The following is a 13,825-nucleotide window of genomic DNA, read 5'->3' as shown; positions in this document are numbered from 1 at the left end:
GGAAACGCAGCCGAATGTGACGGCGGAGCAGTTCACCCGGTGTGTTCTCGGGGCGGCGACGGAGCGTGACCGGTGGATGTTCACGATGTTCGCCGTGGCCCGGCATGTCGATCTCGGTGCGGAGGGGCATCGGCGGGTCGCCGTCGATCCGTCGACACGGGTGCGGGCCGAGGCAGTACAACTCCGGTCGATGCCGGTAGCCGAGTTGGTCCGGATGACCGCCGACCCCGAGCCCGCAGTACGCGCTACCGCCTGTGACCGTGCCTGGCCCTATCTGAGCGCCGGGGCCCGGCAGCGGCTGCTGAATGATCCGGCGGGCCGGGTGCGGGCCCGGGCGCTGCTCCGGCGTCATCGGACGTCTCCGCTGTCCCGCGAGGTGTTCGACGCGGAGGGGTTGGGGGTGGACGCGCTGCGGACGTGTCGGCTCAGTCGTACGTTCTTCGAGGAACTCGCCGGGCACGAGGATCCCCGGCAGCGTTCCGCCGCGGCCGCCAATCCCTGGCTGCCGCCGGATCTCGTCGCCCTGCTCGCCCGGGATCCCGATCAGGGAGTGAGGTGGGTGACGTCCCTGCGCGCCGATCTCACCGAGGACGAGCGGAGCCGGATACCCGTCGAGTACGACCCGGATGGGCACTATCCCGTCCTGGAATGGGTCACAGTCCTCCACGGCGACGAGGGCGCCATGAGGCGGCTGGCGCGCTCCTCCCATTTTTTGGTGCGCCGTAGTGTCGCCCGTGCCCGGCGGCTGCCGACGGATGCCGTCGAGCTGTTGGCGGGGGACGAGGACCGGGTGGTCCGGCTCTTTCTCGCCGAGTCCTGCGACGACGCGCCCGGCGACATGCTCCTGGAGGTCTGGCGCTGGTGGACCGGCAGTCTGACCTGCCCCGACCGGCCCCGTGGGCATCCCGGCTTCCCTCGCGCGGGGTTGCTCCGGTTTGCCGAGGACCCCGATCCGCGGATGCGGCGGCTGGCACCGGACGATCCGGCGTCCACGGCGGAGCTGGTGGAGCGGTTGAGCCACGATCCCGCCGGGGAGGTGCGGCTTCGGGCCGCGTCCGACGCGCGGCTCGGCGCGGCGTCCCTGGTTCGGCTGACCGCCGATCCCGAAGGGGGTGTGCGGTACGCGGCCACGGTTCATCCGGCGCTGCCCGTGCCCGTGCTCGTACGGTTGCTGCGCGATCCCGCGACGGCGCGTCATGCGGCGGCCAATCCGTCGCTGCCGTCCGATGTCGTCCATCGGATGATCGATCTCGTACTGATGGACGACTGAAGGAGACGGGGGCGGGGCGGGGGGCTCTGCCGTCGGGGTGCGTCGGCCGGGGCGGGTGGTTCCGAGGTGGTCTTGGCAAGACCTTCCGGAAGCGTTGCCTCATACCGGCGACTTCCGCTCTAAACACCCATCAACGCGGGCAACTTATCCCCAGTCGCTTCGCGAGGAAGCGCGGGAAGCGGACCGGGGCGCCGTCGAGCGTCGGCAGATCGGCCGGGCGCGGGGATGGTGGCCCTCGATGGAGAGGCGGAACTCATGAGCATGATCCAGACCGGCAAACTGCAGCTCAACTCCACCAGTGCCACGGAGGTGACGGGCGGGGTCACCACGACCTTCACTCAGGTGACGTTCCCCTCGCCCTTCCCGAGCAACGCCGCTGTGGTGGTCATTCCGTTCGTCCAGACGTTCAACGGACCCGATACGCCGGGACTGCGGATCGCCGATGTCACCTCCACAGGGTTCAAGATTCGTATGAATGAGCTGGTGGGGACGGGGAGAGCGCTCTCCGACGGTCCGCACACGTCGGAGACGATCGGCTGGATCGCCAGTACCGTCTAGAACCTCGCGAGGGGGCGGGGCAGGACACGACGCCGGACCGCGTGTGCCGTTCACCGGGGCGTCACATAATCTCGTGCGGGACGGATGCCCGATGTCACGGGTGTCCCGTTCGAGGAGGCGGTAGTGCTCGGCAGGGGTACGCGGTTGATCGCGGGCGCCATGACGGTGGCGTGTGTGGTGCTGTTGGGGCCGAGTGCGCCGAGCGGTGTGCCCTTCGCCGGGGCCCTGCCGACGGGGGCGGTCGAGGACGTGGTGCCGAACCGGGTCATGACCTGGAACATCTGCAATCCGTGCAAGGAGAGCAATGTCGGGCGGGCGGCGGAGATCGCCACCTACGCGCCGCAGGTCGTGGGGTTGCAGGAGGCGTGTGTACGGGACGTCGAGAAGATCCGGGACTATCTGGAGAGTCTCTACGGTCTGGTGTACCACGTGGAGTACGGGATGGTGCTGCGGAACCGGGGGCGGTGCGGGGGGACGCCGTGGAGCCCCGGCGCCTTCGGGCAGGCGCTGTTGTCGGCGGCGCCGATGACGGACCGGGTGAGTGTGGAGTATCCCGACGGCGGGTCCGAGGACCGGGGGTACATGGCGGTGACCACCACGGTGGGGGGCGAGTCCGTCCGGGTGTTCAATACGCATCTCGCCCAGCGGCGTCAGCAGGACGTCCGGGCGGGCCAGACGGGTGTGCTCGCCGCGGAGGTCGCCGAGTACGATCGCGCGATCGTACTCGGCGACTTCAATGCCGTACCGGACGCTCCGGAGCTGACCGGGATGTGGTCGCTGGCCTCGGACACGGACGAACGGTGCCGTCCCGCGTCCGGTGGTGGCTGTGAGCCGACCACGGACTGGCAGAGCAAGTTCGACTATGTCTTCCTGCGGGGCATCGTGCCGTCCGGACACCGGGTGCTGCCGACCCCGTATTCGGATCACCATCTGGTGCAGGCCGATCTGGACATCGGCCGTACGGGCTCTTCTCAGGTCGACGCGGCGGGGCGCCCCCGGGTGTGACGGGGCCTGGTCGGGCTCGCGACCGGGGTGCCGCAATGAGCGCCGGTGCCCGGTGGCGCCGGTAGTGCGAAGCGTTGCGGGGGCGCGACGGAAGGTTTCATCGATCCCTTTGTTCGCTTCTGTTCCGTGATTCCCTCTTGGCACGTACTCAGGTGGCGATATGAGTATCCGTACGGATGTCGGCCTCGGTATCCGCGGGCTCATGGTGGGCGCGCGGATCGAGCCGCTCCTTCGTCGTCTGAGGAGGTACTGATCATGAGACCAGTAGGACGGGCCGTCACGGCCCTGGCGTTGACGGGTGTCACGCTCGTCGGAACGGCCGGTACGGCATGGGCGTCCTGCGGGCAGGTGGATCATCTGGTCGCGGCGAGCGCCTGTGCCACCGGGTGGGGCAGTGGGCTGAAGTCGGCGCCACAGCACTCGCCCGAGCCGTTGACGAACATCCGAGCCGGTCAGCACGGGTGCTTCGACCGGCTGGTGTTCGATGTGACGGGGGCCGCCGAGGAGACCGGATACCGGGTCGGATATGTCGGTGCCTTCCATCAGGACGGCACCGGTACCAGGATTCCCGTCGCGGGCGGGGCGATTCTGGAGATCTTCGTCAACGCGCCGAGCTACGACCCGTCGACGGGTGGGGTGGTCTATCCGGGGACGCCGGGCCGGTCGCTTCCGGGGGTGGGCGTCGGCGGGTACCGGACGTTCAAGGACACCAAGTTCGGGTCGAGCTTCGAGGGGCGGACCCAGGTCGCGGTCGGGGTCCGGGCGCGGCTGCCGTTCCGGGTGCTGCAGTACGGGGACAAGGTGGTGGTGGACGTCGCGCACACTTGGTGAGACGGGGCCGGCCCCGGTCCGCCGCAGATGCGGGCGGGCCGGGGCCGGTGGTGTCGCCGGATCAGATGCCGAACTCGGCGGAGGAGATCCCGAGGGTGGCGCACGCGTCGCGGAGGATCTGCTCCTCGGCGGGCGAGATGTATCCGTCGGCTCCCGCGACGACGATGCCGGTCTGGATGACCGCGCGGGCCTCTGCGGGCTTCTTGGCGGCCTTGGCCACCTCCTGGAGGGCTTCGGCGCGGCCCCGGATGGGGTCGGCCGTCAGCTGGTCGACGTGCTTGTTGAAGCGGGTGCGCAGCTGGTCCGGCGGGAAGTTCTGAAGGACGTCGTTGGAGAGGATCAGCGATTCGACATGCTGGCGCTCGGCCGGGTCGACATGTCCGTCGGCCGCGGCCACCAGGGCGCAGACGGCCATGCTGGCGTCGCGGTAGGCGCCGCTCTTCAGCTCGGTCTTGAGTGAAGTGAGCTGGGTCTTCAACAGGCCCACGAGCTGGGCCTTGGAGCCGGAGCCGGAGCTCTGCGCGGCGGGACGGCCGTGGCTCTGCGCCCCGGATCCCGAGTGACCCGATCCCTGGGCCTGCTGCTGGAGGGCCTTGGCCTGGTCCTTGAGTCGGTCCCACATCGCCACTGAATTGCCACCTCGGTCCTGGCTGAAGTTCGTCTGTCGGTGACGCGTATCGACGCGTCACCGGGGCCAACGTACGGGGTGGCCGGGGAGTTCCGCAGGGCGGGGTCCGTTACCCCGGAGGTAATCGCGCTGGTGGGTGGGGTCGGACAGAGTGTGATCACCGCGCCGGGGAGAGGGTTCTCCGGCGACACGGTCCCTCTGTCGAACTGTCGAACGGGAGTCACTCATGTCACGTCTCCGCCGGATGCGCTCCGCCGTCGTGCTGGCGACCGCCGCCGCGCTGCTGCCCCTCGGTTCCGGTACCGCGTCGGCTTCGGCGACCGCGCCGCAGGCCATGTCGTCGTACTGCCAGGCCGTTGTGGGCGGGCAGTCGTCGCTCCCGGCCAACGCGCACGCGTTCATGAAGGCGTACTGCGAATGGGGTGCGGATCCGAAGGTCGACACCTATATGGATCTGTTCACACCGACCGGGACCTTGATGGACTCGGGGCTGCCCGCGCCGATCGGCAAGGATGCCATCGCCGCGCAGATGGACAGCCTGCTGCGGGCCGTGAAGTACAACTTCCAGCCGGTGTCGGCGGTGGCGTCGCCGGACGGGAAGGTGGTCTTCGTGAAGGCGCGTAACTCCGGTTGGAAGAAGAATCCGGACGAGTCGCCGGGGGCCCCGTTCGACTACATCACGACGCACCGGCTGGTGCTCGACGGGGCACGGGTGGAGCAGGGGCGCAGGTTCTGGGACCAGACGGAGCTGTTCCGTTCGCTGAACGGTCAGTTGCCCCATCTGTTCGCTTCGGTTCCGGCGGTGGCGTGGAAGCCGCCGCGGACGGAGAACCGGCTGACGGCGTGGAACACCCGTGACGCTTCCGCGCTGGTGGCCGGGGTGGACGACGTGGTGTCGATGACCGGGCCCGGACTGGGCGGGCAGGCGCTGACGAGCAAGGCGGCTATGCGGGCCTATCTGGAGAAGCTCTTCACCCGGGTCCATGAGCTGCGGCTGGAGCCGGGGCGGACCGTGCGTCAGGGGCAGGTGACGTACCGGGAGTGGGTGGGGCACGCGAAGCTTTCGCCGGAGGGCGGGGCGGTGCGGGAGATCACGTACGGCGTCACGGAGCGATTCACCCGGAACGGGCAGGGCGACGTGGAGTGGGATCTGGCGTTCGAGACCCTGGATCTGGTGGCGACCGAGTGTGAGATCACCGAGCTTCGGCGGATGTTGTTTCCGCAGCTGCCGCCGTGCCCCGGTGGGGCGGTCTGACGGTGGCGGGGCGCCGTGGTCCGGGAGCTGTCTCCCGGACCACGGCCGTTGCGTCGGGCCGTGCGGGTGGGTCGTCGGCCGGTGGGGTGTGCGGGTGGTCAGGCCGTGCTGCGGTCGGTGGGGGCGGACGGGCGGGGGACGGTGGGGTCGGCCGGTTCCGGTTCCGTTCGGGGGGCGTTGTCCGTCGGGTGGTCGCGGACTTCCTCCGGGTGCCTCGGGGGCTTCGGGATCTGTTCGGCGGCCGCGTCCGGTCCGGGTGACGCGGCGGGGGCCGGGGTGCGGGTCTCGGGGAGGGCGGCGAAGCAGCAGAGGCTCAGGACGGCGACGCCGGTGAGCCAGACGGCGACGCCCCACGGTGGGCCGCCGCCGTGGGTCAGGGCGGTCGTGATCAGTGGGGTCAGGGCGCCGCCGAGGACGCCCGCCAGGTTGTAGCCGACGGCGGCGCCGGTGCAGCGGATCCGGGGTTCGTACAGCTCGGGGAGGTAGGCGGCGGTCACGGCGAAGACGGAGACGAAGGCGAGGAGGGCGATGACGAAGCCGAGGAACATCAGGGGTGGTCGGCCGGTGCCGAGGAGGGCGACGAGGGGGAACATCCAGAGGGCTGTCAGGGCGGTGCCCGCCAGGCACATGGGGCGGCGGCCCACATGGTCGGCGAGGAGGGCGGCGAAGGGGGTGGCGGTGCCTTTGATCGCGACGGCTCCCATGACCAGGGCCAGCATGACCGTACGGCTGATGCCGGCTTCCTCGGTGCCGTAGGCGAGGGCCCAGGTGGTGACGGTGTAGAAGACGGCGTAGCCGCTGGAGAGGGCGCCCGCGGTGAGGAGCAGGGTGCGCCAGTGGTGGCGTACGACTTCCGCGGCGGGGGCGGCGGCCCGGCGGCCGGTTCCGCTGAGTTCGCGGAATGCGGGGGTTTCGGCGAGGGATGTCCGCAGCAGGAGGCCGACGCCGGCGAGGACTCCGGCAACCCAGAACGGGACGCGCCAGCCCCAGGTGAGGAACTGCGTGTCGGTGAGGCCGATGGAGAGGGCGAGGGTCACTCCGTTGGCGAGCAGGAAGCCGACGGGTGGGCCCAGTTGGGGGAAGGCGCTCCAGAGGGCGCGGCGGTGGGCGGGGGCGTGTTCGGAGGTGAGGAGGACCGCTCCGCCCCATTCGCCGCCGAGTCCGATGCCCTGGATGAAGCGGAGGGTGACGAGGAGGACCGGGGCGGCGGGGCCGATGGTGTCGTAGGTGGGCAGGCAGCCGACGAGGACGGTGGCGATACCGGTGGTGAGGAGGGAGGCGAAGAGGACGGGGCGGCGTCCGTGGCGGTCGCCGATATGGCCGAAGAGCAGGGATCCGAGAGGGCGGGCGATGAAGCCTGCGCCGAAGGTGCCGAAGGCGGCGAGGCTGCCGGTGAGGGGTGAGAAGGAGGGGAAGAAGAGGGGGCCGAGGACGAGTGCGGCGGCGGTGCCGTAGACGAAGAAGTCGTAGAACTCGACGGCGGTGCCGGCCAGGGTGGCGAAGGCGAGGCGGGTCATGGACGGGGTTCGGGCGCCCGTGGGGTGGGGGGCCGGGGGGCGGCGTGTGCGCATATCGGGGCAACGGTGTGCGGTGGTGGCCGGTTACGCGCGGTCAGAGGCAGGTGGTGGTGTGGTGTGGGGCGGGCCTGTGTCGGGGATTCGGGTGTCGGACGGCGCCGGGCCCCGCCCGTGGCGGCGGGCGGGGTTGGTGGACGGTCAGCCGGAGAGGGCTCTCATACGGCGGGTCACGGTGGCGCTGTGGCGTTCGGACCAGGTTTCGAGGGCGGTCCGGCAGGCGTGGTCGAGGTGGTGGACTTCGGTGAGGTCGAGTTCGACGGCGCGGTCGGGCGGGAGGGCTTCGAGGCTGTCGAGCAGGTTGGGCAGGCGGAGGAAGGTGGCGTTGCCGCGGAGGCGTACCCGGACCGGTCCTGTGCCGCGTTCGTCGACGTCGAGCCTCAGGTGGGAGGCTTCCCAGGCTGTTTTGGCCACGGCGAGGGCGAGTCCGGCGATCACACCTTCGAACATGCCGATGACGACGATGGCGAGGGCGGTGACGGCGAGGACGAGAGCTTCGCCGCGCTGACGGCGCCAGAGGGTGGCGAGTTCGCGGGCGGGGACCAGTTTGAAGCCGGCGTGGACCAGGACGGCGGCGAGGGCGGGGACGGGGATGTAGGCCAGTGCGGCGGGTAGGAGGGCGGCGAAGAGCAGCAGCCAGACGCCGTGGAGGACGCGGGAGGCTTTGGTGCGGGCTCCGGCCTGGACGTTGGCGGCGCTGCGGACGATGACCGCGGTCATCGGGAGGGCGCCGAGGACGCCGCAGAGCGCGTTGCCCGTGCCCTGGGCGACGAGTTCCTTGTCGTAGTCGGTGCGGGGGCCGTCGTGGAGGCGGTCGACGGCGGCGGCGCCGAAGAGGGATTCGGCGGAGGCGATCAGGGTGAACGCCAGGACGGTGCCGATGGCGCCGAGGCCGACGAGTTCGCCGAACGCCTCGGCGGACGGGGGCTGGACGGAGTCGAGGAGTCCTCGTACCTCGACGGTGGCGACGGGGAGTCCGGTGGCGACGACGGTCAGGGTGGCGAGGCCGACGGCGGCGAGCGGTCCGGGGACGGTCCGGATCCTCCGGGGCAGATGCTTCCAGAGGACGAGGACGGCGACGGTGGCGGCGCCGAGGGCGATGGAGGCGAGGGCCTCGGTGTTTCCGGCTGTGCGCCAGAGCGCCCCGGGGAGCCCGATGATCTTGCCGATGCCGTCGGCGGGGGCTTCGAAGCCCGCCATGGCGTAGAGCTGTCCGGCGATGAGGATGAGGCCGATTCCGGCGAGCATGCCTTCGACGACGGAGACGGAGACGGCTCGGAAGCAGCGGCCGAGGCGGAGGACGCCGAGGAGGATCTGGAGTACCCCGGCGGCGAGGACGATGGCGCCGAGGACGGGGAGTCCGAATTCGGTGACGGCTTCGAGGACGAGGACGGTCATTCCGGCGGCGGGTCCGGAGACCTGGAGGCTGCTGCCGCGCATCATGCCGGTGACGATGCCGCCGACGATGCCGGTGACCAGGCCGAGTTCGGCCGGGACTCCGGAGGCGACCGCTACGCCGACGCAGAGCGGGAGGGCGACGAGGAAGACGACGAGGGAGGCGGCGAAGTCCTGGCGCAGATGAGGGTAGTTGGTCCTGGGCACGTCGGCGCTCACAGGGCGGTGAAGGTGTCGGTGGCTGCGTGGTGTGCCTGGACGGCACCGGTGTGTACTTCGTAGTACCAGCCGTGCATTCGGAGTTGTCCGGCGGTCAGCCGTCGGGACACGCATGGGTAGGAGCGCAGGCGCAGCAGTTGGGTCAGGACGTGCTGCTGGACGGCGCGGGCGACTTCGGGGTCGTCTGGGTCGGCGTCTTCCGGGGCGGGTTGGTGGGCGGCGTGGGCGAGCCAGTCGCGGACGGCGGGCACGGCGGTGAGGTCGTCGCCGCGGACGAGGGCGCCGACGGCGCCGCAGTGGGAGTGGCCGCAGACGACGATGTCCTGGACGCCGAGGACGTCGACGGCGTATTCGATGGTGGCGGCCTCGCTGGTGGGGTGGCCGGTGGTGGTGGGCGGGACGATGTTGCCCGCGGTGCGGAGTTCGAAGAGCTCGCCGGGGCGTGCGCCGGTGATCAGGGACGGGACGACCCTGGAGTCGGAGCAGGTGATGAAGAGGGTGTGGGGGGACTGCCCGGCGGCGTGGGGGGCGAACCGTTCGGGGTTCCGGCCATGGGCCCGGGCGTGGTCGATGAGCGGCTGCATGTGGGGTGAATCCTCCTGGCGCGCTGTGGGGGCGCGTCGGGGCTGACGTGACAGAGCGTGGGGGCGGGCTCCGGATCAGCAGCGGAAGACCTGTAACTCGGCCGGGGTGGGGGTGGCCGGGGCTCTTCTGTCCTGCCGGGGGTGACCGGCGGGCGGGGTGAGGAGGTGCCCGGGGGTGCGGTGGCGCGGTGCGGCGCGGGGTGCGCGGCGCGGCGCTGATGGCACGGTCGCGGCGGGGCGGTGGTGGTCGCGGGCGTGTAAGGGGCCGAGTGGGTCAAGGGTGGGTTCGCCGGCTCGGCTGTGGTGCTCCGCGCCGGGTTCCGGGGTGGTTCGGAGGGTGAGGTCCTGGCCGGGTGTGCTTCCGCGGCTGATCGGGTGCGGGGTCGCGAGGGCCGTCGTCGGGGAGAGGAACGGTAAGGCGAGCAGAGCGACGGTGAGCAGGGATATCAGCGTTCGTGATGTCGTGGTCCGCATGAGGCGCCTCCCTCCGGCCGATGGGTTCGGGTTCGCGTACGCACACGTCAAGGGTTGACCAACTAGGTCAACAGAAGGTCAAGGAACACGTTAACGCCTGTTGATCATTCGTGGGACATGCAAGGACTTCGCGCGCGTCACACGGGGGTGGTACGCCCCTTGTTGAACGGCTTCGCCGCCTTTGATGCCCGGGGGGGCTCCCGGGGCAGGAGGGGTTCACCCGCCGGCGTCGGGGAGCGGGGCGGGGCAGACACCGCCCGGGGCGTCCCTCAGTTCGAAGTGCCACATCTCATTCGCATACGTCTGGCAGAGCCCGTACCGAGCGCCGTTCCGGATGAGCCAGTCGTCGGCGTCGGTGGGGCCTATGTCGACGGCCTTGCCGGTCACATGGGCCGATTTCTCCGGTGTGGTGACGAACTTCCTCGCTTTCTGCAGACTGCCGTGGCGCCGGACGGCGCGGTCGAGCAGCTCCTGCTGGTACTCCGGGCTCCGCCATCCGGAGGTGACGGAGAACTCGATTCCGTCTTTCCGGGCTTCCCCGGCGGCGCGCAGGAGGGCCTTCCGGAGTTCCCCGTCGAGATTGCGGATCGCGGGATGGCCGGTGTCGAAGGGGGTGACACTCCGGCCGGACCCGACCTCGCCGCTCTCTTCGGCTCGCTCCCGCGACGGGCCGGTATCGACCCAGGGGGCGGTGGCGCCGATGCTGCCGAACGGCCCGCCGCCGGACCCGTCGGCCACTGCCCACCAGGCGGTTCCCGCGAGAACGGCGAGGGCGAGCCCGCCGGTCGCGAGGACCGCCTGCCGGGTGCGCCGGCGGTCCGTCCGGCTCGCCGCCCCGTCTCCCCGCGCCCTGCCGTCGTCATTCGCCATGACACGCCACGCCTCCAGGTATTCCCGATTCCGCCGTTGGTGTGATCAGTGAAGGCGGCGAGGCATTCCGCGGGCGTCTCTTAATTCCGATACATGCGCGATAGGTGACCCGTGATGTCATGGAGCCCGTCGCGCCGGAACAGCCGGCGAACCGGGAGACCGGGAGGATCGGACAGACGGGAGTGGGCCGTATGCGGGTACTGATCGTGGAGGACGAGCCCTATCTCGCCGAGGCCGTGCAGTCGGGGCTGCGCCTGGAGGCGATCGCCGCCGACATCGCGGGGGACGGGGACACGGCGCTGGAGCGGCTGGACGTCAACGAGTACGACGTCGTCGTACTCGACCGCGACATTCCGGGGACGCACGGTGACGACGTCTGCCGGGCCGTGGTGCGGCGCGGGCTGGGCTGCCGGGTGCTGATGCTGACGGCCGCGGGGGGTCTGGAGGAGAAGGTCGCGGGCTTCGGACTGGGGGCCGACGACTATCTGACCAAGCCGTTCGATCTGCCCGAGCTGGTCGTCCGGCTGCGGTCGCTGGCCCGGCGCCCCAAGGAGGGCGCTCCGCCGGTGCTGGAGTACGCGGGGATCCGGCTCGACCCGTTCCGGCGGGAGGTGTACCGGGACGGCCGGTATGTGGGTCTGACCCGTAAGCAGTTCGCGGTGCTGCGGTTGCTGATGGAGGCGGGGGGTGGGGTCGTCAGCTCCGAGACCCTGCTCGAACGGGCCTGGGACGAGCATGCCGACCCGTTCACCAATGCCGTGCGCATCACCATCTCAACCCTGCGCAAGAGACTGGGGGAGCCGGGAGTCGTCCATACGGTTCCCGGTGTCGGCTACCGGCTGGAGGCCCGGCCATGAGCGGCGCTGTCGCCGACACGTCCCGGGCCGACGAGGACAGCCCGCTGCCGGAGTGGCGGCACCGGCGGCTGACGGCACGGCTCCGCCTGACTCTGGGATACGCCTTCTTCGCCGTGATCTCGGGGGTGGTGGCGCTCGCCATCATCTACGCGGTGATGTGGTCGGTGCCGAACTACCCGTTCATCGCCGCCAATCCCGGGGACGACGACTACGTCCCTTCCCGGGAGGAGATCATCGATGTACTGATCCGGGCGTCCGGGTACGCCCTGCTGCTGCTCACCGTCATCGGGCTGGGGGCCGGCTGGGTGCTCGCGGGGCAGGTGCTGCGGCCGCTTCAGCAGATCACCCGGGCCGCGGACCGGGCCGCCCGGGGGGCGCTCGACCACCGGGTGGGGCTGACCGGACGGCGGGACGAGTTCACCGATCTCTCCGACACATTCGACCATATGCTCGACCGCCTGCAGCGGTCGTTCGAGGCGCAGCGGCGGTTCGCCGCCAACGCATCGCACGAACTCCGCACTCCCCTGGCGGTGAGCCGGGCGATGCTCGATGTGGCCCGGGCCGACCCGGAGGGACAGGACATACCGGTTCTGCTGTCGCGGCTGGCCGAGATGAACCGGCGGGGCGGGGAGATCGTGGACGCTCTGCTCCAGCTCTCCGCGCTCGGGAACGCGCCGCCGCCGATGGCGCCGCTCGACTTGTCCGAGGCGGTCGAGGAGGCGCTGGAGGCGGTCCGGGAGGAGGCTGCCGCACAGGGGGTGAAGGTCAGCGCCGAGGTCCGGCCCGTGGCCGTGAACGGTCATGAGGTGCTGTTGCGGCAGCTCGTGGTGAATCTGCTGCACAACGCGGTCCGGCACAATCTTCCGGTGGGCGGCTCCCTGGCCGTGACCGCAGGGCCCGATCCGGAGTCGGACGGGTTCGCCGTGGTCCGGGTGGTCAATACGGGGGCGGCGCTCGATCCGGAGGTGGTGCGCACCCTCACAGAGCCCTTTCTGCGCGCCGACGGGCGGACGGCAGCACGCAGGGGGCACGGACTGGGGCTGGCGATCGTCGCCGCGGTCGCCGAGGCGCATCACGGCGGGCTCGTCCTGGCCTCCAATCCCGGTGGCGGGCTGACGGTGACGGTGCGGATCCCCCGTACGGGGGACTGACCAGACGGGGAACTGACCAGGTGGGAGACCGACTCGCCGGACGCGTAGGACCGCCCGGCGTCCCCTCCGAATCCGACCCCGATCAGGGACGAGCCGGCGGCTTTGTTGCTGGTACGGGGATACGGGAGCGGGGCGACCGGGGCCGATTCCCGTCGAGGCGGCCCGGGGGCGCTTCCCCCGTACCGAGCCCGCCTTGAGGGCCGAGTCCCTCCGGGCCTGGACCATCGGGGGCGTTCCCGGCGTGGAGGCACTGGGATGAGTGCCTTCCCCGAGCTGCCGGGGCATCGCATCGCCGAGGCCGCCCCCGGCGCGTCGAGCCGGAGTCGGCTTTCCGCCCGGGAGCGTCGGGGCGCCGTACCGGGCCGGCGTAAAGAGACTGCCCCCCCGGGGGGGCCGGGGCGGCGGGGCCGTTCCCGCTTCTGGGGTCGCCGGGCCGGGTCCGTCGGCTCGGGGCGCCGGAGTCAGCTCCTCCCCGGGATCGCCGCGACCCCATACGGGGCCGCCTCGGGCCGGTCTCGTTCCCGGGCCGCCCGGGCCGCTCCCCGGCGCGCGGACCGGGCGGTTCTGTTGTGCCCGGGCACGGCCTGGCCGGGACTTGTCGCGGGTTATCCGGGGACGTGGCCCTCCGCGTACTGCTCGGCGTAGGCGCCGGTCGGGGGGATCACCGTGATGATGTCGATCAGTACGCCGTCCGGGCCCTCGACGATGAAGTGGCGCTGGCCGAACTCCTCGGTACGGAGGGTGAGCAGTTCGGTCAGCCCGGCCTCGCCGACGAGCCGCCGGTGTTCGGCGTCGACGTCGTCGACCTCGAAGTTCAGCAGCAGTCCGCCGGTCAGGGGGGTGCGGTGGCCCTCGGGGACCGTGGGGTGGGTGGGGTCGAGGAGGGCGAGTTCGTAGTGGGGGGCGTCGGGGCGGTGGAGGCTGACGTACCAGTCGGCCTCGAAGGTGATGGCGAATCCGAGGTGGCCGGTGTAGAAGTCGCGCGCCGCCGGGATGTCACGGGTGCCGATCACCGGGTAGAAGCCGCCGAGCTGGGTGGTCATGGCAGGGCCTTTCGTCGCTGGGTTGGCCGGAGGGCGGAGAGGTATGCGCGGGCGGGGCGGAGAGGCGCTCCGCGACCATTTCACATACCCCCGGTATGTGAAATCTGACGT

At 71.0% G+C, this 13,825-nt stretch carries 13 protein-coding genes; 7 read left to right on the top strand and 6 right to left on the bottom strand.

The window, feature by feature from the left end:
* The first annotated feature begins 76 nt into the window (after positions 1–76).
* From ABZ714_RS24715 to ABZ714_RS24700, 4 genes are all read left to right on the top strand, one after another.
* A complete protein-coding gene (locus tag ABZ714_RS24715; protein ID WP_358827507.1) occupies positions 77–1,270 on the top strand; it encodes a PE-PGRS family protein in 1,194 nt (397 codons plus the stop codon).
* A 255-nt stretch (positions 1,271–1,525) separates the two neighbouring features.
* Entirely contained in the window at positions 1,526–1,828 is a 303-nt protein-coding gene (locus tag ABZ714_RS24710) for a hypothetical protein (protein WP_358827506.1), read from the top strand.
* A gap of 84 nt (positions 1,829–1,912) precedes the next feature.
* Entirely contained in the window at positions 1,913–2,833 is a 921-nt protein-coding gene (locus ABZ714_RS24705; RefSeq protein ID WP_358827505.1) for an endonuclease/exonuclease/phosphatase family protein, read from the top strand.
* A gap of 255 nt (positions 2,834–3,088) precedes the next feature.
* Entirely contained in the window at positions 3,089–3,664 is a 576-nt protein-coding gene (locus tag ABZ714_RS24700; protein WP_358827504.1) for a hypothetical protein, read from the top strand.
* A 61-nt stretch (positions 3,665–3,725) separates the two neighbouring features.
* On the opposite strand, the gene ABZ714_RS24695 is transcribed toward ABZ714_RS24700, so the two are convergent.
* Positions 3,726–4,292, bottom strand: a complete 567-nt coding sequence (locus tag ABZ714_RS24695; RefSeq protein WP_358827503.1) for a TerB family tellurite resistance protein — start codon at positions 4,290–4,292, stop codon at positions 3,726–3,728.
* Positions 4,293–4,518: 226 nt separating this feature from the next.
* On the opposite strand from ABZ714_RS24695, the gene ABZ714_RS24690 reads away from it, so the two are divergent.
* On the top strand, positions 4,519–5,547 hold the full coding sequence (locus ABZ714_RS24690; RefSeq protein WP_358827502.1) for a nuclear transport factor 2 family protein: 1,029 nt from the start codon (positions 4,519–4,521) through the stop codon (positions 5,545–5,547).
* Positions 5,548–5,645: 98 nt separating this feature from the next.
* On the opposite strand, the gene ABZ714_RS24685 is transcribed toward ABZ714_RS24690, so the two are convergent.
* The 4 genes from ABZ714_RS24685 to ABZ714_RS24670 form a co-directional block, all read right to left on the bottom strand.
* The gene (locus ABZ714_RS24685) at positions 5,646–7,064 is read right to left on the bottom strand and encodes an MFS transporter (RefSeq protein ID WP_358827501.1); all 1,419 of its coding nucleotides are present in this window, start codon (positions 7,062–7,064) and stop codon (positions 5,646–5,648) included.
* 198 nt (positions 7,065–7,262) lie between these two features.
* Positions 7,263–8,735: a SulP family inorganic anion transporter gene (locus ABZ714_RS24680; RefSeq protein ID WP_358827500.1), complete on the bottom strand. Its 1,473-nt coding sequence runs from the start codon at positions 8,733–8,735 to the stop codon at positions 7,263–7,265.
* Complete coding sequence (locus ABZ714_RS24675) at positions 8,732–9,319, bottom strand: carbonic anhydrase (protein ID WP_358827499.1); 588 nt, start codon at positions 9,317–9,319, stop codon at positions 8,732–8,734. The genes ABZ714_RS24680 and ABZ714_RS24675 overlap by 4 nt, the downstream gene beginning before the upstream one ends.
* Before the next feature lie 690 nt (positions 9,320–10,009).
* Complete coding sequence (locus tag ABZ714_RS24670) at positions 10,010–10,663, bottom strand: M15 family metallopeptidase (RefSeq protein WP_358827498.1); 654 nt, start codon at positions 10,661–10,663, stop codon at positions 10,010–10,012.
* A gap of 191 nt (positions 10,664–10,854) precedes the next feature.
* Between ABZ714_RS24670 and ABZ714_RS24665 the strand changes: the two genes are divergently transcribed.
* Together ABZ714_RS24665 and ABZ714_RS24660 are read left to right on the top strand one after the other, a co-directional pair.
* Entirely contained in the window at positions 10,855–11,520 is a 666-nt protein-coding gene (locus ABZ714_RS24665) for a response regulator transcription factor (RefSeq protein WP_358827497.1), read from the top strand.
* Entirely contained in the window at positions 11,517–12,671 is a 1,155-nt protein-coding gene (locus ABZ714_RS24660; protein WP_358827496.1) for a HAMP domain-containing sensor histidine kinase, read from the top strand. Before ABZ714_RS24665 ends, ABZ714_RS24660 begins: the two co-directional genes overlap by 4 nt.
* A 605-nt stretch (positions 12,672–13,276) precedes the next feature.
* Here ABZ714_RS24660 and ABZ714_RS24655 read toward each other — a convergent pair.
* Complete coding sequence (locus ABZ714_RS24655) at positions 13,277–13,714, bottom strand: VOC family protein (RefSeq protein WP_358827495.1); 438 nt, start codon at positions 13,712–13,714, stop codon at positions 13,277–13,279.
* Positions 13,715–13,825 lie beyond the last annotated feature (111 nt).

The sequence above is a fragment of the Streptomyces sp. NPDC006798 genome, assembly GCF_040635975.1.
In the GTDB taxonomy this organism is placed as follows: Bacteria; Actinomycetota; Actinomycetes; order Streptomycetales; family Streptomycetaceae; genus Streptomyces.
The sequence above is the reverse complement of the archived record's forward strand: the minus strand, read 5'-3'. Positions and strand labels throughout refer to the sequence as shown.